The 20,983-nt window shown below is 60.6% G+C and carries 14 protein-coding genes and 5 pseudogenes; 12 read left to right on the top strand and 7 right to left on the bottom strand.

Annotated features, from left to right (window positions below; genetic code table 11):
- Positions 1-102: 102 nt before the first annotated feature.
- The 7 genes and pseudogenes from ACIU1A_RS18010 to ACIU1A_RS17980 all read right to left on the bottom strand — a co-directional run bounded on the left by ACIU1A_RS18010 (position 103) and on the right by ACIU1A_RS17980 (position 5,982).
- On the bottom strand, positions 103-579 hold the full coding sequence (locus ACIU1A_RS18010; RefSeq protein WP_140656687.1) for an Lrp/AsnC family transcriptional regulator: 477 nt from the start codon (positions 577-579) through the stop codon (positions 103-105).
- Between the two features lie 10 nt (positions 580-589).
- Complete coding sequence (locus ACIU1A_RS18005) at positions 590-1,663, bottom strand: tartrate dehydrogenase (RefSeq protein WP_140656688.1); 1,074 nt, start codon at positions 1,661-1,663, stop codon at positions 590-592.
- A gap of 81 nt (positions 1,664-1,744) precedes the next feature.
- Positions 1,745-3,069: pseudogene (locus ACIU1A_RS18000) on the bottom strand (NAD(P)/FAD-dependent oxidoreductase).
- A 214-nt stretch (positions 3,070-3,283) separates the two neighbouring features.
- Positions 3,284-3,429, bottom strand: a pseudogene (locus ACIU1A_RS17995) (D-amino-acid oxidase); the annotation flags it as partial.
- A gap of 136 nt (positions 3,430-3,565) precedes the next feature.
- On the bottom strand, positions 3,566-4,531 hold the full coding sequence (locus tag ACIU1A_RS17990; RefSeq protein ID WP_404924840.1) for a cupin domain-containing protein: 966 nt from the start codon (positions 4,529-4,531) through the stop codon (positions 3,566-3,568).
- A gap of 141 nt (positions 4,532-4,672) precedes the next feature.
- Complete coding sequence (pdxA, locus tag ACIU1A_RS17985; RefSeq protein WP_404924839.1) at positions 4,673-5,665, bottom strand: 4-hydroxythreonine-4-phosphate dehydrogenase PdxA; 993 nt, start codon at positions 5,663-5,665, stop codon at positions 4,673-4,675.
- Positions 5,662-5,982 (bottom strand): nucleotide-binding domain containing protein, encoded by a 321-nt coding sequence (locus ACIU1A_RS17980; RefSeq protein ID WP_404924838.1) that lies wholly within the window; start codon positions 5,980-5,982, stop codon positions 5,662-5,664. Before ACIU1A_RS17980 ends, pdxA begins: the two co-directional genes overlap by 4 nt.
- On the opposite strand from ACIU1A_RS17980, the gene ACIU1A_RS17975 reads away from it, so the two are divergent.
- The 12 genes and pseudogenes from ACIU1A_RS17975 to tdh all read left to right on the top strand — a co-directional run bounded on the left by ACIU1A_RS17975 (position 5,896) and on the right by tdh (position 20,842).
- The gene (locus ACIU1A_RS17975; RefSeq protein ID WP_404924837.1) at positions 5,896-6,777 is read left to right on the top strand and encodes a LysR family transcriptional regulator; all 882 of its coding nucleotides are present in this window, start codon (positions 5,896-5,898) and stop codon (positions 6,775-6,777) included. The two genes, ACIU1A_RS17980 and ACIU1A_RS17975, sit on opposite strands and share 87 nt — an antisense overlap.
- 790 nt (positions 6,778-7,567) lie before the next feature.
- Positions 7,568-9,232, top strand: a complete 1,665-nt coding sequence (locus ACIU1A_RS17970; RefSeq protein WP_404927954.1) for an ABC transporter ATP-binding protein — start codon at positions 7,568-7,570, stop codon at positions 9,230-9,232.
- A 23-nt stretch (positions 9,233-9,255) separates the two neighbouring features.
- Positions 9,256-10,926: a peptide ABC transporter substrate-binding protein gene (locus ACIU1A_RS17965; protein WP_140656695.1), complete on the top strand. Its 1,671-nt coding sequence runs from the start codon at positions 9,256-9,258 to the stop codon at positions 10,924-10,926.
- An 81-nt stretch (positions 10,927-11,007) separates the two neighbouring features.
- Positions 11,008-11,959, top strand: a pseudogene (locus ACIU1A_RS17960) (ABC transporter permease).
- A 32-nt stretch (positions 11,960-11,991) separates the two neighbouring features.
- Positions 11,992-12,869, top strand: a pseudogene (locus ACIU1A_RS17955) (ABC transporter permease).
- A 114-nt stretch (positions 12,870-12,983) separates the two neighbouring features.
- Entirely contained in the window at positions 12,984-14,234 is a 1,251-nt protein-coding gene (locus tag ACIU1A_RS17950) for an NAD(P)/FAD-dependent oxidoreductase (RefSeq protein ID WP_404927953.1), read from the top strand.
- A 20-nt stretch (positions 14,235-14,254) separates the two neighbouring features.
- Positions 14,255-14,408 (top strand): annotated as a pseudogene (locus tag ACIU1A_RS17945) (IS481 family transposase); the annotation flags it as partial.
- A gap of 273 nt (positions 14,409-14,681) precedes the next feature.
- Positions 14,682-16,004, top strand: a complete 1,323-nt coding sequence (locus tag ACIU1A_RS17940; protein WP_140656699.1) for an FAD-binding oxidoreductase — start codon at positions 14,682-14,684, stop codon at positions 16,002-16,004.
- 168 nt (positions 16,005-16,172) lie between these two features.
- A complete protein-coding gene (gene thrC, locus ACIU1A_RS17935; protein WP_140819156.1) occupies positions 16,173-17,600 on the top strand; it encodes a threonine synthase in 1,428 nt (475 codons plus the stop codon).
- Positions 17,601-17,637: 37 nt separating this feature from the next.
- Positions 17,638-18,582 (top strand): homoserine kinase, encoded by a 945-nt coding sequence (locus ACIU1A_RS17930; protein WP_140656702.1) that lies wholly within the window; start codon positions 17,638-17,640, stop codon positions 18,580-18,582.
- A 38-nt stretch (positions 18,583-18,620) separates the two neighbouring features.
- A complete protein-coding gene (locus ACIU1A_RS17925; protein ID WP_404927952.1) occupies positions 18,621-19,808 on the top strand; it encodes a glycine C-acetyltransferase in 1,188 nt (395 codons plus the stop codon).
- Positions 19,808-20,842: an L-threonine 3-dehydrogenase gene (gene tdh / locus ACIU1A_RS17920; RefSeq protein ID WP_404924836.1), complete on the top strand. Its 1,035-nt coding sequence runs from the start codon at positions 19,808-19,810 to the stop codon at positions 20,840-20,842. The genes ACIU1A_RS17925 and tdh overlap by 1 nt, the downstream gene beginning before the upstream one ends.
- Positions 20,843-20,983: the final 141 nt, after the last annotated feature.

The raw sequence follows: 20,983 nt of genomic DNA, 5'->3' as shown, positions 1-20,983 counted from the left end.
CAGGTATGTGGAACGTCCTGCCGTTGCACAAGCGTGGCGAAAACTGCAAGTGGGCGCAGTTGTGTGCGGGCTCTCAGCTCCAGGACCGCGCCGCGCGCCTTTTCATCTGTCGAAAATGATGTCGAGAGGCAAATGGGATTTCACGATCGGTGACTTCAGCACGACGAAACTGAAATATTTGTCGATCCCGATATCCAATTCGAGCATGCGCTCCATGATCGTCTGATACTCGCTGATGCCCGCTGTCACGAACTTCACAAGGTAATCGTACCCGCCCGAAATCAGATGGCATTCGATGACGGAATCGACTTTCTGAATGGCGGTGAGAAATCTCGCGAAGTCGTTTTGTTGATGGTGCTTGAGCGTAACCTCGGTGAAGATCGTTAGAGTCTGTCCGAGCTTGGACACATCGATCTGGGCGGAATAGCCGGTAATGAAGCCTTCCGCCTGAAGCTTCTTCACCCGCATCAGGCAAGGGCTCGGCGAAAGGTTGACCAGGTCGGCAAGCTCGACGTTGGTAACCCGCCCGTTCTTTTGCAGTTGGGATAAGATCTTGATGTCGATCTTGTCGAGCTTCATTGGAAACCTGTCACACGTTCGAACCGCGGATCGTCCGGCAGACGGCGTCCGTCACGTCCTGCGTGGTCGCTCTGCCACCCACGTCCGGCATCAGCACGCCTTCACTCGTAACCGCTTCCACAGCGCTCATCAACCGGAGGGCGGCTGCGCTTTCGCCCAGATGTTCGAGCATCTGGGCCGCGGTCCAGAAGGTCGCGACAGGGTTGGCGATACCCTTGCCGGCAATGTCGAAAGCCGATCCGTGAATTGGCTCGAACATCGAGGGATAGCGCCGCTCGGGATCAATGTTGGCGGTCGGTGCAACGCCGAGACTGCCCGCCAGCGCGCCTGCAAGGTCCGACAAAATATCGGCGTGAAGATTGGTGGCTACGATCGTATCGAGGCTGCGAGGTTTCAGTGTCATGCGCACCGTCATAGCATCAACCAGCATCTTGTCCCACGCGACGTCAGGGAACTCTTGCGCCACCTCGGCTGCGATTTCATCCCACATTACCATGCCGTGACGCTGCGCGTTGGATTTCGTAACGACAGTCAGGAGCTTTCGCGGCCGTGACCGCGCCAGCCGGAATGCATAGCGCATGATGCGGGTGACACCGACGCGCGTGAAGATCGCGACTTCGGTTCCGACCTCCTCGGGGAGACCGCGGTGGGCGCGGCCGCCATGGCCGGAATACTCACCCTCTGAATTCTCCCTCACGATCACCCAATCCAGATCGCCGGGCCCAACGCCCGCCAGCGGCGAAACGATGCCGGGCAAAATCCTGGTCGGCCGCACGTTCGCGTATTGATCAAAGCCTTGGCAGATCGGCAGCCGGAGACCCCAGAGCGTGATGTCGTCGGGCACATCGGGAGCGCCGACCGCACCGAAGAAGATGGCATCGAAGCGCTTCAGTTGCGCTACTCCATCTTCGGGCATCATCCGACCATTGGCCTTGTAGTAGTCCGAGCCCCAGTCGAAGTGCTGGACGCGCAGCTTGAAGTCGCCGCAGCGCTGCTGCAGCGCCTCAAGCGCCTGGAGACCGGCGGCGATCACCTCTGGGCCGATCCCGTCGGCAGGAATGGCGGCAATCTCGTATTCGCGCATCGTCACTTCTCTGTTTTCAGCACTGGCTGCTCGAGCCTCAATCTCGTGTGCGACCGATTGTGCGTTGGCAAGCCGATTTTCTCAGAATTCAGCGACCTTGCCCCACGCAGCGGTCTTCAGGCGTTCGGGCCTATAAGGACGCGGATCGACAATAGGCTCGCTGCCTGTGATGATGTCGGCGATCATATGCCCCGCGCCGGGGCCAATCCCGAAGCCATGACCACTGAATCCCGCCGCCAGGATGAAGCCCGGAATCCCCTCCACTTCGCCGATCGCGGGAATGCCGTCGGGCGTGCTGTCGATATAACCCGCCCAGGCATCGGAGATCGCGACGCGCTGGAGTTCGGGGATCAATTCGCAGGCTCTTCGATATGTCAGCCGAATCTGTCCATGTCGGGCTTCGGGTCGAGAATCCGGTTCCGTTCCATTGGCGTAATATCGTCAAGGCCCCATTTGCGCAGGCTTTTATGGCCCTGACGCCAGCCCTCGAAGGCGCCCGGGGCGAGATTGCGCCAGCGGCGGGCGAACATCGGTATAAACTCGCGGCTGAACCTGAACTGCTGCGGCGTCAGGTCAACGCGAGCCCGCCCGCTGATCGCCAGCGTGTATCCACCGTTGCTGCGCCGCGTCAGCGAGACGTTCGCGGTATGCAGGGCATCGGGCAGGCCGCTTGCGCCTGGCGCCACGGCTAGAATGGACTGACGCACGGCAGCTTGCGGGAAGCGCATACCAAGCTGGTTGCAGAAGGAGGAAGCCCACGCGCCTCCGGCCATGACCACGGTCTTCGTACGGATGGTTCCCGCTTCCGTCACGACGCCGCTGACCCTGCCGGCGCTCAACTCCAGTCCACGCGCCGCGCAATGCTGATGCACGGTACCGCCCGCCGCCATGATACCGCGCGCGGCAACCGGCACTGCCTTGGAGGGATCCGCCGTTCCGTCAGTCGGTGAGAAAACGCCGCCCTTCCATTTGCGCCCGGTCGCCTTGCCCTTCTCGGTGGCTTCCTCTGCGCTCAGAACATGCGTCGTAACGCCCACCGTCGTGGCGAAGTCACGCCATTTCGCCCAGCCCGCCAGCTCATTTTCGTCCTGTGAGAGATAGAGGAGCCCGCAACGGCGAAATCCAGTATCCCCGCCAGTCTCCTGCGCCACCTTCTCCCAGAGATCGAGGCTCTTGGTTGCCATAGGCAACTCGCGCGCATCGCGATTCTGCTGGCGGCACCAGCCCCAGTTTCGACTGGACTGCTCGGCGGCCACCCGCCCTTTCTCGACCAGGGCGACGCTGACGCCGCGGCGCGCGAGATAATACGCCGTGAACACTCCCACGACGCCGCCGCCGATGACGACGACCTCCGCCTCGCGGGGCAGGGAAGGGCTGCACTCGATGTGCATTAGCGGCGCGCGCATCTGCGGAACTCCGGTAACTTTGAAGCATTCTAACCCGCGCCGAGAATAGACAGGCTGCGGAGTTGCGTGCCTGGACGGAATATCCTGCGGTTAGCGGCCCTTAGGATATGCAATTGTTGCGTGAAAAGTTCGCTGGCATCCTACCCACAGAGGGGAGGTAGGCTGAAGCTTCAAAGCCATCTCATGTGAAGGGGCGTTGCGTTGCGTGTGCGGCCTAAAACTCAGCGACCTTGCTCCATGCCGAGTTGTTGAAGCGTTCCGGTCTATACGGAACGGGGTCGACGATCGGTTCGGCTCCGGTGGCAAGATCCGCGATCAGGTGGCCGACGCCGGGCCAATCCCGAAGCCGTGCCCGGAAAAGAAGACGTTGTCGCTGCGGCATTGCGGGGCCGGGCCAAGCAAGGCTTCGGCCGGCAGCGAAGCAGACGGCCTGAAGTCGGCGTCGAGCGCGGTCATGATTGCTCCTGCGCGTTGCGCCATGATTTTACTGAAAAACCTAGCGGACGGCACCGTCGCTCCAGGCAGTCAACCGGGATCGCTCAGAGTGAGCGAGATCAGTTCCCGCGGGTGGGTAGGAGGGTAGAGCGGTTGACGTCGCCAGCAACACTTCACATCCTTCCTCGCCCAAGGCCACCGCACTGTGCTCAACGCCATATGGCACGACGATGAACTCTCCGGGTTCGATGATCTCTTCACGGTCACGAAATTTCATGAGCAGGCGTCCGCGGTGAACAAAGAACAGTTGATCGTCGTGCTGCCGAAATGACCAGTTAGAGGCTCCCTTGAACAGGGCGACCTGGATTTGCATGTTGTTGACATGCACCTCGACTTTAGGCTCCCAAGGCGCGTGCAGCCCGGCAAACTCAATTGACAAATTCTTCTTGTGAACTGGGGAAAGGTGCTTGTTCAGCGCAGCGACGTCGCGAATGATTGCATTGAGTTGGCTTGGTAGGTCATTCCCATTGGCCGGGTACTTGCCATCCAAAGCCGCAGTCCCAATCGTAAAACCAGCTGCGCCGGCGCTTTGGACGACTGCAATTCGTTCTGGGGTGTCGATCGAACCTGCAATGTAGACAGGCTTGTTGACTGCAGCGCAGACGGCCTTCATCGACTCGGGCACGTTCTCCGCCGAACGGTATGCCAACAGGTCCAGGCCATGGACCCCATCTCGCTCTGCAATCGTCTTGGCACTTTCGACAATTTCGTCGATGGCGCCTTCAAGCACGCTCGGATGACCGGCAATCCGACCCGGGAACGGGAAGTACTGGATGCCGGTGTCCCTGAGGATAGGCAGCACATCGTCGACCCGCGTGCCACCAAGAAGAACGTCAACGCCGATTGCGGCAGCTGCCTTTGCCGAAGCAATTTCGCTTTCGCGGTCCAATGACACGACTTCCAGATAGGAAGTTGCACCGCCCGTCCTGATAGCTGCATTGAGGCCTTTCAGCTGTTCCAGCGGCAAGCCGATGTCCTTGAACCCGATGTGCCGCACGCCGAGGCCGAGCGCGGTTTGAAGTTGCTGCGAGGCGTCCGAAACCGTTCGGTCGTTGCGCGTGAGGCATGAAGATGAAGCGTAGCCCCATTGGTGTGGTACCTTTCGTATCTAGTTCGTCTTGGTTTGTGCCGCCACAAGGCGCTTGGCGTAGGCAAGTGCTGTTTCCAAGCTGGCCTGGTCTGCAATCCCCCGGCCCGCGATGTCGAACGCCGTGCCGTGATCTGGGCTGGTACGGACGAACGGCAGGCCAAGCGTGATGTTCACGCCCTTTTCCAGCCCGAGATACTTCACAGGGATCAGCCCCTGGTCGTGGTATTGAGCTACCACAACATCGAATCGGCCTTGACGTGCTTGCATGAAAACGGTGTCGCCCGGATAGGGACCAGTGGCATCGATCCCCTCAGCACGGCATGCGTCGATTGCAGGTCGTATGATCCGGATCTCCTCGTCGCCGAAGATGCCACCTTCACCTGCATGCGGGTTGAGACCCGCTACGGCGATACGCAGGGTCGCGAAGCCGAGAGCCTTTCCACCCTCATGGGCAAGCCGGATGGCGGATAGCTGAGCGTCGAAATCACCTTGTTCGATCGCCTTGCTCAGCGACGTGTGGATCGTGACGAGCACCGTGCGGATGTCATCGTTCGCAAGCATCATCGCCACGCGCTTGGCGCCGCCGTAGTCGGCCAGAATTTCGGTATGGCCGGGGTAGCCGATTCCCGCGCTGGCCATCGCCTCTTTATTGATCGGCGCCGTGACGATGCCGCTCACTTCTCCGGACTTCGCAGCTGCGATCGCCGCAACGATGGCGTCGAAGGCCGCCTGTCCAGAGATCGCGCTGATACGCCCGATTGGAGGAGGCTCAGTAATCCGGGCGGTGTCGATGACTTCAATTGCCTGCGGCTGAAACTGAGCTGCATGGGCCGCATTGATGCGTCGCACCTCGACGTTCAACCCGAGCCGCCGCACGATGTCCTGCATGACAACATAGCTGCCGAACACGACGATGCGTTCGCCGCCCTTCGCAAGCAGCTTCGCCACGATCTCCGGCCCAATGCCGGAGGCGTCGCCCATTGTGAGAGCAAGCGGGGGAATGTTCTTCATTGGGTTGCTCCACGTATCCGCGCGACGGCGCGCTCCAGGGCGTCGTCACTGCCAAAGCCACCCGCCTTCATAGCGAGCAAGAGCGAGCGCCCATCGCCAAGCCTGGCGAGACCAAGCGGGAATCCGGGATCGAGTTCTTGCAGGATCTCGAACTCACGGACGTTGAGAAGGTCCAGGATCGCTTCCATCGTGTCGCCGCCGGTAGCGATCAAAGCGCCGAAGCGTGGGCTTTGAAGCTCTCGCGCTGCGTCTTGTGCGATGCGGCGCAGCACTGCTGCCGAGTCCCGCTCGCGCGCCCTTGGTCCGCGCAGCAGCATGCGCTCACGCACGGCGCCGTCAGTCGCCGTATCACCAAGCTCGCCAACGACATCGGGGTCAGGTTGTTTGAAAAGAATGGGCGAGGCCTGCGGCTCACCCCGGCCGGCGAGACACTCAACCTCACCCTCAGCAGGTTCTTCGGTGAGTTGGCCGCCACGGTACAAAGCCTGCGTGCTGCCAATGCCGGGAGGACTGCCCTGGTGCTCTCCTGCGAGCCTTCCGTTGCCATGCGTTGGCTCATTCCGCGGCTGGGGGCGCTTCAAGTGGCGCATCCGAACATGGCCCTCCACCTTTCCGTAGGTGGAGGGCTTGTGGACTTTCGTAAGAAAGAGGTCGATCTCGCTATTCGACGGCTGGACTTCGCTGTGCCTGAGACGTGGAACGTCCGGCCCCTTTTTCCCGAAAAGGTTGGGCCTGTCATGAGGCCGGAACTAGTGCCAGCTTTCGGGCGTGGCGACTATCTCGCTCTCGGGTCGAAGACCCGACCTGACGCGTGGGCGCAATGGCTGAAGACCCATCCGTCGGCGCGTCGACCCACAGAAATCCGGTACTTCGACAATCACGCCCTGATTGTCGAAGCTGCATCTGCAGGCCTGGGTGTAGCCCTCAGTCCGCTCGTCCTCGCGATTGACGATGTGGAACGAGGAAGCCTGGAGGCACCTGCTGGCTTTGACCCTGACGGTAGTCAATATGGGTTGATATGGTTGGGGTCGAGTGAACTCCAAGGTGTGGAGTTTGAACTCGCAGAGTGGCTCCAAGCGCAGTTCAGCCGCTTGGGCCCAAATCACCTTTGAAAGAGCGCCCTGCGAGCTTCGCCTAGCTGAATGTGGCCGACCCGGCGTCGAAAAGCAGCAACTGGGCATTGATGGGCAGGGTAGAGTTCCTCGATAAGCGGCACAGTTTGCCGTGCTTGGTTCCGCACTAGCTTTTATAGGCATCCAGATGAGGCATCGCATGGGCGCATCACGGGCTTCGTGCAGGTGACGCCGGTTGTTACCTGCCTTCAACACCTGGATGGGCGCGATCCATTTCAAATGCGGAAAATTCCGGCGCGGCGGATCGTGCAAATTTCCTGTGGCAAGGAATGCCGTGCCCGCCTTGGACAGGTCGGCACGGCCGCTGGCGTCATCGCTCATTCATTTTCGGGCAATCACTCTCAGACTCTCACCTATCCCACGCTATCATCAGCAGGCCAAACAGAGTGAAATGCCAATTGAGCCGTTCTTTTCAGAAGTTCCTGCCGCCCGAGGCTCAACTTTCGAAGACTCTGCGGAAACAGAACAGTCAAACTGGCTGGAAGAACGGGGCACCCTTCCTTACGGCAGGCAAGCTCCAGAGGACCTCCGATAGGCAGAGCTTGCCCGTTTGGAGGGTTCTCCAAGAAAAGGGAACAATGTCCGGTACGGGGACCGGACTTCAAAAGGGAGCCGCCAGGATGAGTAGTATCCGTCTCTTGCAGCCTCAGGGCGCGAAGCGCCGAAATGGCCAGGCTACGGAAGCTAGGGTCACGCGTTGCTGCTCAAGGAGCGATGATGGGATCCGCAACAGGGTGGATCCGCTTCGATGGAATGGGAGGTGATCCAGATGGTCGCAAGCATCCAGGCTGTAGCCTCTCACGATGTGGCGCTTTCGGTGCGCGACCTCACGGTGAATTTGCCGAAAGGCATGGAGCGAACCTATGCGGTCGAGAACATTTCCTTCCATCTGAAACGCGGCCAGATCCTGTGCATCATTGGCGAGTCCGGATCGGGTAAGTCGGTGACGGCAAACGCGATCATGGGCCTTCTGCCAAAGGTGATCCGCGTCTCCTCGGGTGTGATCCAGCTGGAGGGAATGAACATCGTCGGGATGTCGCCCGACAAGCTGCGCAACCTGCGTGGTCGGGTCGTGTCGATGATCTTTCAGGACCCACTCTCGGCGCTCAACCCCCTGATGACGGTGGGCGCGCAGATCGACGAGGTCATGGCCGCGCATGGCTTCGGCACGTCACAAGCCTGTCGAAACCGCGCCATCGAGTTGCTCACCGAAGTGGGGTTGCCAGATCCCGAACTCATGTATCACCAATATCCTTTCCGGCTTTCGGGCGGGCAGCGGCAGCGCGTAATGATCGCCATGGCCTTGGCGCTTGAGCCAACGGTGCTGATCGCCGATGAGCCGACCACCGCCCTCGACGTCACCACCCAGGCACAGATCCTGGAACTGATCAGAGACATTCAGCGCCGCAAGGGGATGAGCGTGATGTTCATCACCCACGATTTTGGCGTGGTGGCCGAGATCGCCGACAGTGTCGTGGTGATGGAAAAGGGTCACATCGTCGAGCAGGGCAGCGCCGAACAGGTGTTGAAGGCGCCCAAGCATCCTTACACCCAGCGCCTGATCGCGGCCGTACCACATCTGATCGGCGAGGATCGCCCTCGTGCGGAGCCTGCCAGCAAGGAGCCAATCCTGAAGGTCGAGGGTCTAGTGAAGACCTATCATGGCGGCGGCGCGCTGTTCGGCGCGCAGCGAATTGTGAAAGCTGTGAACGAGGTTTCGTTCGAACTGGCGCCTGGCCGAACGCTGGGGGTCGTAGGCGAGAGCGGTTCGGGAAAATCCTCGCTGGGCCGGCTTCTGATCAAATTGCTAGACAGCGACGGCGGCGAGATTTTGTTCGAGGGATCTGACATCGCCAAGCTTTCCGAAGCGAAGTTCCGCCCGCTAAGACCACGGATCCAGATGATCTTCCAGGATCCCTTCGCGTCCCTGAACCCACGCTCAACGGTCGGCCACATCATCACGGTAGGCCCGGTGGCACACGGGATGCCTTATGCCCAGGCGCGCGAAGAAGCGCGGACGCTTCTGGCCCATGTCGGTCTCGATGCCGGCGCCTTCGACCGCTATCCGCACGAGTTTTCTGGTGGGCAACGCCAGCGAATCGGTATCGCTCGGGCTTTGATGTTCAAGCCGAAGCTTTTGATTGCCGACGAGGCGGTCTCCGCGCTCGACGTGTCGATCCAGGCGCAGATCCTGCAGCTCCTGGATCAGATCCAGCGAGAGACCGGCGTGTCGATGGTCTTCATCACGCACGATTTGCGTGTCGCCAGCCAGATCTGCGACGAAATCGCTGTGATGCAGAAAGGCCGGATCGTCGAGCGCGGACCGCCCTCGCAGATATTCCTGAACCCGCAAGCGGCCTACACGCGCCAACTCGTGGCGGCAATTCCAGGAGAGAGGCCGGGCAATGCCCGTCCAATTGCAGCAAACGCATGAAAAATAACAAGAGAGGAACTACCATGACCAAAGATTCAACGACTACATCCAACTACTCGAGACGCCAGGCGCTGCGGCTGATGGCGCTAGGTGGAGCTGCAGGCTTGATCGCGCCCAATCTGCTGGGCAAGCCCGCTTTTGCCAAGATCCCTGCCGGAGGTCCGGCCGGTCGCGTCGTCGTCGGTCTTTCACAAGAGCCGACCGTGTTCAATCCGTTGATGGCGCACATCGAAGTCGATGACGCGGTCCATTTCTCGGTTTTCGATGCGCTGGTCCGGATGGACGCCAAGGGAGTCTTTCAGCCGAATCTAGCGGCCGAGGTGCCAAGCCAGAAGAACGGCGGCATTTCGCCGGACGGTCTCAACTGGCGCATCCGGTTGCGTGACGATGTACGCTGGCACGACGGCGAGCCCTTCACGGCCGAGGACGTGAAGTACACCCTGGAACTCATCACGAACCCGAAGTTTCGCGCTTGGCGCACGAGCGGTCACACGCTCGTCCAGGACATCACAGTGGTTTCACCCACCGAGATCACATGGCGGATGAAGGAGGCTTTTGCGCCCTATCTTTCGTTCCTGGCCGAGACCTTCATGGTGCCCAAGCACATTCTGGGGAAAGAGGCCGATCCGAATGCAGCCGGGTTCAACCAGGCGCCGGTCGGCACCGGCGCATTCAAATGGAGCCAGCGCGTCGCGGGCGATCATATCGAACTAGTCGCCAATCCTGAGTATGCCGGCGAAGGTCCGTATATCGAACAGCTCATCTTCAAATACATTCCCGATATGACGGTGCTCTACACTCAGTTCAAGAGCGGCGACGTTGACCTGGTCGATCAGTCGTACATCACTCCCGACCACTACACTGAAGCCCACGAACTGCCCGACCGTTTGGTGACACTCGAGACCGGGTCGTCCCTGGAGTCGTTCTTCCTGAATTTGGGCCGCCCGCAGTTCAAGGACGTGGCCGTGCGCCAGGCGCTCTACGCGGCCCTGGACAGGAAAGCGATTGTCGACACGATCTACTACGGCGTGGGCACTCTCACCGAGAGTTTCATGCCGAAGGAGTCCTTCTATTACGACCCGAACCTGCCGGCTCAGGAGTTCAATCTGGACCGGGCGCGCCAAATCCTCGATGAGGCCGGCTGGAAGCCGGGGCCGGATGGAATCCGCGCCAAGGATGGAGTGCGGCTGGCCTTCTCCAACTCGACAACTTCTGGCAACAACCTGCGCGAGCAGACTCAGCAGTTCATGCAGCAGACGTTTGCCGAGATCGGCGTCGAGATGACGATCTCAAACTTGCCGGCTGCCGTCATGTGGGGGGATTTCTGGCTGAAGTCGCAATTCGACACCGCCATGTCGGGCGTCACCTATCTGATTGCCGCGGACCCCGACGCCACAAACCGGCTGCATACGAAGGCAATCGCGGCTCAAGGCGGACACGGTTCGAACACGGCGCAATATTCCAATCCTGAGGTCGATGCCCTGCTCGACAAGGGTGCTCGCAGCTTCGATCCGGAAGAGCGGCGTGGGATCTACAATCGCGTGCAGGAGATGGTGCGCCATGATCTGCCCTTCCTGCCGCTGTTCGCCTACACAAACGTCCTCGGGCGCAAGAAGGGGCTGGGCGGCTTCGAGCCCAATCCCAACACGCGCACCGCGTCGTGGCATGCTGCAGTCTGGCAGTGGAAGGCCTAAATCCACGCCGTTGCCGCCGCCCAGTTTCACCACGGCGGCGGCAACAAACTGAAATCGTCAACCTACAACGGAGGACTCAGAATGCGCGGCTTCCTGCTCAATCGCCTCTCGCAGAGCCTGGTGCTGCTTGTGATCGTTTCGATCATCGGCTTCGGCATTCTGAATCTTCTGCCCGGTGGCCCGATGGCACAATTCGGGCTCGATCCCGGCATGACCCAGCAGGATATCGAGCGTCTCAAGGGGCTGCTGGGCCTGGATCGCCCTATATGGGTCCAATATCTGGACTGGGCATGGCGGCTGCTGCGGGGCGACTGGGGTCACTCCTTCCGCGACGGAGCGCCGGTATTGCAGATCATTGGCAGCCATGTGTTCGCCACGCTGCTGCTGATGGGATCCTCAACCGTGATTGCGATCTCCATCGGCGCCTGGATTGGAATCCGCGGCGCCACACGCCGCTACTCGCTGTTCGACTATCTCGCAACCGTTGGCGCCATGGTCGCGTTGTCGGTTCCTACCTTCTGGTTCGGACTCGTCGGCATCTACATCTTTTCCCTGAAGTTGGGCTGGCTGCCGGCTGGCAATATGTCCGAGATCGGCGATAGCTCGATCCTGGGCTATCTCCATCATCTGATCCTGCCAAGCATCGTGCTGTCGCTGGTCCATGTCGCGATCTGGAGCCGCTACATGCGAACGGCGACCCTCGACGCCATCAGCCAGGACTTCGTCAAGACGGCTCGGGCCAAGGGCTTGAGTGAACGCCGGATTTTGATGAAGCATGTCGTGGGCAACGCTCTTTTTGCCGATGATTACCTTGGCCGGGATGCAGCTTCCTAGCGTCCTGACCGGCGCGCTGGTGACCGAAACTGTCTTTACCTGGCCAGGAATGGGACGTTTGTTTCTCGATAGCCTTGGTTACAGCGACTATCCGGTTGTGATGGGGTTGCTGATGTTCTCGGCCATCCTCGTTCTGCTTGGAAACCTGATCGCCGACATTGTCGTCGCTATCGTCGATCCGCGTATTCGTCTGGCTTGAGCGCGCAACTTCCCCGACAGGAGACAGCCGATATGACCGCTCTCACCGCAAATGCAGCTCCAAGCCGATGGATAAACAACCGCGCGGCGCTTCGTTTCATGCGGCATCGCCTGGCGCTGCTCGGCTTGGCGATGATCATTTTCCTCTGCCTCGCTTGCGTCGTCGGCCCGCATCTCCTGCCTTATGACTCACTGTATATCGATCTGCGGGCCCGCTTTGCCCCCCGCTTACGGGGCACCACTTTCTGGGCACAGATCCGCTGGGTCGGGATCTTGCGGCAAGGCTCTTGATGGCGGGACGAATCTCGTTGCTGGTAGGCTTTTTCGCAATGGTGTTGTCGACGCTGATCGGCACGCTCGTCGGGGTAATTGCTGGATACCGCGGCGGCTGGATAGGAGCGTCGCTGATGCGCATGGTAGACGGCTTTCTGGCCTTCCCGTCTATCTTCCTTGTGCTGGCCCTTGCCGCAGCGCTGAAACCCAGCCCGATAATGATTACCGTCGTCATCGCTGCGACCAGCTGGATGGAAGTAGCCCGAATTGTAGAGGCCGAGGTCCGCTCGCTCCGCGAGCGCGAATTCGTCCAGGCCGGGCGAATGCTGGGGCTGAGCGGCACACATATCATGTTTCGGGAGATCCTTCCCAACGCCATCGGTCCAATCATCGTTGCTTCGACCTTGACCGTCGCGCGTGCCATTCTCATGGAAGCCTATATCAGCTTCCTCGGCTACGGGATCCAGCCGCCACTGCCCAGCTGGGGGAACATGCTCAATGGCGCCCAGCAATATCTGGGCACCGCACCATGGCTGGCAATCATTCCCGGAGCGGCAATCACCATCGCGGTGACCAGTTTCAATTTCATCGGCGACGGACTGCGTGACGCTCTGGATGTGCGAGATGACCATATTTGAATACCGCGACCCGTCACATTCCTAAACCCTGGAACATCAAGAGAAGTCAGTCACGTGCAAGAGCCCGAAGTCGCCGAAAAGAACACGCCCTACTGGTGGGAAGCGGCGCCCGTCATGCCGCTGTCGCGGCAGCCGCTGGCAAAGAAGCTCGACGTGGTGATTGTCGGCGCCGGCTATGCCGGGCTTTCGGCCGGGCTTGTGCTGGCGCGCGAGGGGCGCTCGGTTGCCGCTTTTGATGCGATGCATCCGGGCGAGGGTGCTTCAACGCGCAACGGCGGGATTACCAGCGGGAGCATTCGGCCGGATTCTGCCACGATCACCAGGCGCTTCGGTGAAGAGAAGGCCATGGCGATCGAGGCCGAGGGCAAGGTTGCGCGCGAATTCCTCTACGAATTCATCAAGACCGAAGGGCTCGACTGCGACTTCCGCCTGGTCGGCCAGTTCAAAGGCGCTTTCGGATATGAACAGTATGAGAAGATGGCGCGCGGCGCCGAGAGGCTGGCGAAGAAACTGGGGATTGAGTCCTACGCCGTTCCGCATGCCGAGCAGCGGAACTATATCGGCACCGATTTCTACCGCGGCGGAACCGTTCGGACGGACATTGGCGGGCTACACCCGGCAAAGTTCCACGCTGAACTCCTGCGGGTGGCGCTCGCATCCGGATTGACGGTCCATTCGCATACGGCGGTCAAGTCGATCGAGAGGAATGGTTCGGGGTTTCGTGTCGTGACTTCGGCAGGGACGGTGGATGCACGGCAGGTTCTGGTCTGTACCAATGGATATACCGACGGCGCCGCTCCCTTTCTGCGCCGCCGCCTGGTTCCGGTCCGCAGCCGGATCATCGTGACAGAGGAACTCGCGCCCGATGTCATGGCGCGACTGATGCCGAGGCTGATGACGATCACCGAGGGCCGGCAACTCGGTTTCTATTATCGTCCATCGCCCGACGGAAAACGCATTCTGCTGGGAGGGCGCGACAGTTCTCGCGTCGGCGATCCGATTGCCCCGAAACTTCTCCTGCGCAAGGGCCTCGTGAACCTTTTCCCGGAATTGGAAAACGTGCGCCTCTCGCATTGCTGGTTCGGCAATGTCGCGATGAACCGCGACATGCTGCCCCGCATCTTCGAGAAGGGTGGTGTGGTCTATGCCACCGGCTTCTGCGGTTCAGGCGTGGTCTGGGCGCCATGGATCGGAATGCGTGCGGCCCACAAATTGATGGGGCATGGGGAGCAGTCGCGCACGGCGTTCGACTTTCGACCGCCCTCGGCCATCCCGCTCTATCGCGGCAATCCTTGGTTCATGCCGGCGATTATCCAGGGCTATCGGTTGCAGGACCGCATCGCCTTCTGGCGCGCCAGCCGCTGACCGGCAAAGGTGACGGGGCGCACGCCTTCGAATATGCCTGCGCCACGAACGACATCGAGCACCGTACGAGTGGGCCAAGCATCATCGGACCAATGGACAGGTCGAGAGGATGTACCGCACGATCAAGGACGCCTCCGTCAAACGCTTGTCTACGAGAGCCACGATCAGCTCGGGTAACACCTCGTCGACTTCGTTGCCACCTACCACTTCGCACGCAGGCTCAAGACCCTCAAGCGCGATCCAACGGACTCGCGAGCAGGTTACGCCGCTCTGCGCCGAACTGGAACTCGGTCGGGCTTGAGCAGTTCGTATCGATCAAGGGATCAAAAACCCGCACATCTGGCGAAGTCCTAGATGATTTCGGCACATTCTTTCGAGCGCACGATGCGATGAAGGGCTGATCGGAACTTTGCTTCCGCATTCTTGGCAGCCGAGGTTGGTTGGAACATGTCGCCCCGAGTCGAACGTATTCACAGCGATGAGCGTCTCCCGGCCGAAGTCGACGTCGTCATCGTCGGCGGCGGCATCCTCGGCTCTACGGCCGCCTATTTCCTGGCGAAGCGTGGCCTCTCTGTGGCTCTGCTCGAGAAGGGCCACGTCGCCTGTGAACAATCGAGCCGAAACTGGGGTTGGTGCCGCCAGCAGAACCGCGATCGGCGCGAACTGGCGCTCTCGGTGATCTCCATGCGACTGTGGGACGAGCTGACGCGCGATATCAATCGCGACCTTGGATTTCGACGCTGCGGTCTCGTCTCTGCGACTCACGACGAGGCTGTGCTCGCCGGTTGGGAAAGGTGGCGCGAGGTCGCCAGGGAGTACGAGGTCGACACCCGCATGCTGAGCCGGGCGGAGGTGGCCGAGCGCGTCCCCGAAGCGCGCGACAAATGGGTCGGCGGGACCTATTCGGGCCGGGATGGCAAGGCCGAACCTGCGCTCGCCGCGCCGGCTATCGCCGAGGGGGCCAGAGCTCTGGGCGCCACCATCCACCAGGAATGCGCCGCGCGGGCGCTCGACTTGGCCAATGGCAAGATTGCGGGCGTACACACGGAGAAGGGCTACATCAGAACCAGCGCGGTGCTGTGCGCCGCTGGCGCCTGGTCCTCGCGCTTCCTTAGGCCGCTCGGGATCAGTTTCCCCCAAGCGAGCATCCGGCAGACCGCGCTGCGTTCCACCCCCACAATCAACATAGGCGAGGCGATCTCCACACCCTACTGCACGATCACGCGCCGACTGGACGGCAGCTATACGCTTGCGATCAGTGGCAAGGCGAACCTCGAAATCACGCCCCAGGCTATCCGGTATAGCCGCGAATTCATGCCGCAATTCTTGCGTCGCCTAAAGAACGTCAGGCTCGGCATCGGCCAATCGTTCCTTTCGGGGCCGGATTCTATGCCGGCGCTGCTGACCAGCGACGATCGGATCTTCGAACAGAATCGGGTGCTGGATCCTCCACCCTTAAAATGGCTGGTAAGCCAAGTGGTGGAGAGTGTCCGGAAGACCTTCCCCCAACTCGGCGATATAGAGATCGATAGTGCCTGGGGCGGCTTCGTCGATTGCACGCCGGACGCAGTGCCTGTGGTGTCGCAGGTGGACGGGGTAAAAGGCCTCGTCCTCGCGGCGGGCTGCTCGGGCCACGGCTTCGGTTTGGGCCCGGGGCTTGGTTATCTGGCCGCAGAGCTTGTCGTAAACGACACGCCTTGCGTCGATCCTACACCGCTCCGCCTGTCGCGTCTGGTCGACGGCTCGAAGCTGGACATCGCCGCTATCTGAAGATCAGCCGGAAGTCAGGCGTGACGCGCACCAACAATCGCCGCTATGGCCTGCAGGACAAGATCGCCTGGTGGCCGGCCCGACGCTGACGGCTGAGGGTGGCGGCCCATTGACCATGCAGCGCTGCGGCCCCGGCTGAACGAGCGCGCCGATAAGGAGGAGCATCACATGCACTACATCTCGACGCGCGGCCACCCCGAACGCAGGAAGTTTTGCGAGATACTGCTTGAAGGTCTGGCGCCGGATGGCGGGCTCTATGTGCCCGAGACGTACCCGCTCGTGGATGACGCCATGCTGGATCGGTGGCGGAGGCTGTCCTATCCGGACCTCGCCTTCGAGATCCTGTCGCTCTACATCGACGATATTCCGCCCGCCGATCTTAAGACCATCTGCGCGAAGACCTATACGCCCGAGGTTTTCGGGACCGCCAGGATCGCGCCGGTGCGCGCGCTTGAGACTTGTCTCCACGTTGCGGAACTGTCGAACGGCCCCACGCTGGCGTTCAAGGACATGGCGATGCAGTTGCTTGGCAATCTCCTAGAGTATGAACTGGCGCGGCGGGGTGAGGAACTGAACATCCTCGGGGCCACCAGTGGCGACACGGGCAGCGCGGCGGAATATGCCATGCGCGGCAAGAAGGGGGTGCGGGTCTTCATGATGTCGCCGCACGGACGCATGAGCACCTTTCAGCAAGCCCAGATGTTCAGCCTGCAGGACGAAAACATCCATAACATCGCCATCGAAGGGGTCTTTGACGATTGCCAGGACATCGTGAAAGCCGTGTCCAGCGATGGTGATTTCAAGAGGCGCCACCGGATAGGCGCCGTCAATTCGATCAACTGGGCCCGGCTGGTGGCTCAGGTCGTCTACTACTTCTCCGCCTACTTCCAGGTCACCGCGGGGAACACATCAGAGGTCGACTTCACTGTTCCTTCGGGGAACTTCGGAAACATCTGTGCTGGTCACGTTGCGCGCATGATGGGACTTCCCGTATCCCGTCTCGTCATTGCAACCAACGAGAACGACGTGCTCGATGAGTTTTTCCGCACCGGCGTCTATCGCGTGCGGGGCCGAGCGGACACGCATGAAACATCAAGCCCATCGATGGACATTTCCAAGGCCTCCAATCTCGAGCGTTTCGTCTTCGACCTGCTCGGTCGCGATGCGGGCCGGACGAAATCAATGTTCGACGACCAACTCAGGGAACGAGGATCGTTCGATCTCAGCGGCGATTCCGCCTTCGCTCAGGTGGCCGCTCGTTTTGGCTTCTGCAGCGGCAAGAGCACGCACGCCGACCGGTTGGAAACGATCCGTGACACTTGGCGCCGCTTCAACACGCTGGTCGACCCACACACAGCTGACGGCATCACGGTCGCACGCAGGCACTCCGTTCCGGAGATGCCGATGATCGTGCTCGAGACGGCCCTGCCGGTCAAATTTGCTGAGACCATCAGGGAGGCTTTGGGCCGCGAGCCAGATCGCCCAGAACGGTTCGATGGAATAGAAGATTTGCCGAGACGATTTAAAGTCCTTCCCGCCGATGCACAGACCGTAAAGACCCACGTCGCCGAAATCGTGCAGGGTGCGGCCTGCTGAAGAGCTGCTTCAGCAGTCGGAGACCGTTATTTTCGCCATGGCTGTATATACGGAGCTGTCAGTCGACGAAGTCGCAGCGTTCTTTGGAGCGCTGGGTCTAGGCTGGCCGCGTTCTGTTCGCGGCATCACGACCGGAATTGAGAACACGAACTACTTCGTAGATACCGAAACCGGAGAGTATGTGCTCACCTTGTTTGAGCGCCTCACATTCGAACAATTGCCTTTCTACCTCCATTTCATAAAGCACCTTGCGACGCGGCGAATGCCGGTCCCGGATCCGGTTGCCAACGTCAAAGGCGAAATCCTTCATTCGCTGAAAGATCGACCTGCGGTGGTCGTCAACCGGCTCCCGGGCGAGAGCGTGACAGCGCCTTCTGCGGAGCACTGTCGCGCCATTGGGGCGATTTTGGCCCGATTGCACTTGGCCGGAAGTGACTACCCACGGCGACAAGCCAATCCGCGGGGGCTCGAATGGTGGAACGAGGTGGTGCCGGTGGTCGGCCAATACGTATCCGATGGACAACGGTCGCTGCTCACCAGCGAACTGACCTTTCAAAACCAAATTGCTGTGTCTTCCACCTACGAACAACTCCCCAGCGGGCCGGTGCACGCCGATCTCTTTCGTGACAATGTGTTGTTTGCCGGCAGTCATCTGACCGGCGTCTTTGATTTCTACTTCGCCGGATGCGACGCCTTCCTTTTCGATATTGCCGTGTGCCTCAACGACTGGTGTGTCGATGACTGCACCGGCCGCCAAGACAGTGAGCGAGCAGCCGCTTTCTTAGGCGCTTATGAGTCCGTTCGAGTGCTTACTCCAGCCGAACGCATATTGCTTCCCGCGATGCAACGCGCTGGAGCATTTCGCTTTTGGCTATCGCGTCTGTGGGATCTGTACCAGCCTCGGGAGGCTGCAATCCTCAAAGCGCACGATCCAAGCCACTTCGAGCGCATGTTATGCGTGCACAGGGGAGAAATCGTATGAGCAAGGCTGCGAAGATCATCAGTGGAAGCGAAGACAGGATGGCATCGTCTCTCAACAACCACGTTCGCGAGCTGCTTTCGCAGATCGAGACGGAGGGCCTGTACAAACGCGAGCGCGTCATCACCTCGCCCCAGTCGTCCGAGATCGAGGTTGGCGGCCGCAAGCTGCTCAATTTCTGTGCCAACAACTATCTCGGCCTCGCCGACAGCGAAGAGCTGCGTGAGGCGGCGAAGGCGGCGCTCGACCAATACGGCTACGGCATGGCCTCGGCGCGCTTCATCTGCGGTACACAAGAGGAACACAAGCAGCTCGAGGCAAAGATATCGAGCTTCCTGGGCATGGAAGACGCGATCCTCTACGGTTCCTGCTTCGACGCCAATGGCGGCCTGTTCGAGACGCTGCTTTCCGAAGAGGATGCGATCATCTCCGACGCACTCAACCATGCCTCGATCATCGACGGCGTGCGGCTCTCCAAAGCGAAACGCTTCCGCTATGCCAACAACAACATGGAGAGCCTCGAGGAAGAACTGAAAAAGACTGAAGGCAGCCGCTTCAAGCTCATCGCCACCGACGGCGTCTTCTCGATGGACGGCATCATCGCGAATTTGGTGGGCGTCTGCGACCTCGCGGAAAAATATGATGCAATGGTGATGGTGGACGACAGCCACGCTGTCGGCTTCGTCGGTGAGCATGGCCGTGGCACGCCGGAATATTGCGGCGTCGAGGGCAGGGTGGACATCATCACCGGTACGCTGGGCAAGGCGCTGGGGGGTGCCTCGGGTGGCTATACGGCGGCGAGCAGGCCGGTGGTTGACTGGCTGCGCCAGCGATCGCGGCCTTACCTCTTCTCCAACACACTGATGCCAGCGATCGCGGCAGCATCGGTCAAGGTGTTCGACATCATCGAGAGGGGCGACGGGCTGCGTGAAAGTCTCTACGAGAACGCGCAGCGCTTCCGCTCCGGCATGGAAAAGCTCGGCTTCACATTGGCCGGAGCTGACCACCCGATCATTCCGGTGATGATCGGCGATGCCGCGCTGGCTTCGCAGATGGCCGACATGCTGCTTGAGCGCGGCATCTATGTGATCGGCTTTTCCTTCCCGGTGGTGCCGAAAGGCCAAGCGCGGATCAGGACGCAGATGTCGGCCGCCCATTCGACAGCCGATATCGACCGGGCAATTGCAGCGTTCGGTGAGGTCGGCCTCGAACTCGGAGTGATTGGCTGATGTCCAACATGATGCGCGCACTCGTCAAAACTCGCGCCGAACCCGGTATCTGGATGGAAGAGGTGCCGGTGCCGGAGATCGGCCCCAACGACGTGCTGATCAAGGTCAAGAAGACGGCGATCTGCGGCACCGACGTGCACATCTACAATTGGGACCAGTGGGCGCAAAAGACCGTGCCGGTGCCGATGGTGACCGGCCATGAATTCGTCGGCACGGTCGCCGATTTCGGCGCTGCGGTCACCGAATACAAGGTCGGTCAGCGCGTCTCCGGCGAAGGTCACATCGTCTGCGGCCATTGCCGCAATTGCCGCGCCGGGCGAGGGCATCTCTGCCGCAACACGCTCGGCGTCGGTGTCAACCGCCCCGGCGCCTTCGGCGAGTACCTGGCGATCCCACAGCACAATGTCGTGCCGATCCCCGACGATGTGCCCGACGAGATCGCCGCGATCTTCGATCCCCTGGGCAATGCGGTTCACACCGCATTGTCATTCGATCTGGTCGGCGAGGACGTGCTGGTCACCGGCGCCGGACCGATCGGCATCATGGGCGCGCTGGTCGCGCAATGCGTCGGCGCCAGGAAGGTCGTTATCACCGATATCAATCCGGTTCGGCTGGCGCTGGCCAAAAAGCTTGGCGTCCAGCATGTCGTCGATGCCTCGAAGGAAAAGCTGCGCGACGTGATGCCGGCGCTCGGCATGACGGAGGGTTTTGATGTCGGTCTCGAAATGTCAGGCGCAGCCCCCGCCTTCCGCGACATGATCGACACCATGAACAATGGCGGCAAGATCGCCATTTTAGGCATCGCGCCGACCGGGTTCGAGATCGATTGGAACAAGGTCATCTTCAAGATGCTGCATCTCAAGGGCATCTACGGCCGCGAGATGTTCGAGACCTGGTACAAGATGATCGCTCTGGTCCAGGGCCCGCTCGACGTCTCAGGCCTGATCACCCACCGTATCGGCATCGATGATTTCCAGGTTGGATTCGATGCGATGCGCAGCGGTAGTTCGGGTAAGGTGGTGATGGACTGGTAGGCGGCGGTCGGGACTAGCCTCGAGAGGCGCGATCTACGGCATGAACTTCCGGGGCAACGCGTTTTCCGATTCCTGAGGTGGATGATGATGATGTCGCTTTCCCACCCAGGGGCTGCCGTGTGGGTTGGCGGTAGGCTGGCG

The organism is Mesorhizobium maamorense, assembly GCF_044998965.1.
In the GTDB taxonomy this organism is placed as follows: Bacteria; Pseudomonadota; Alphaproteobacteria; order Rhizobiales; family Rhizobiaceae; genus Mesorhizobium.
Note: the sequence above shows the minus strand (reverse complement) of the source record. Positions and strands in the feature narration are given on the sequence as shown.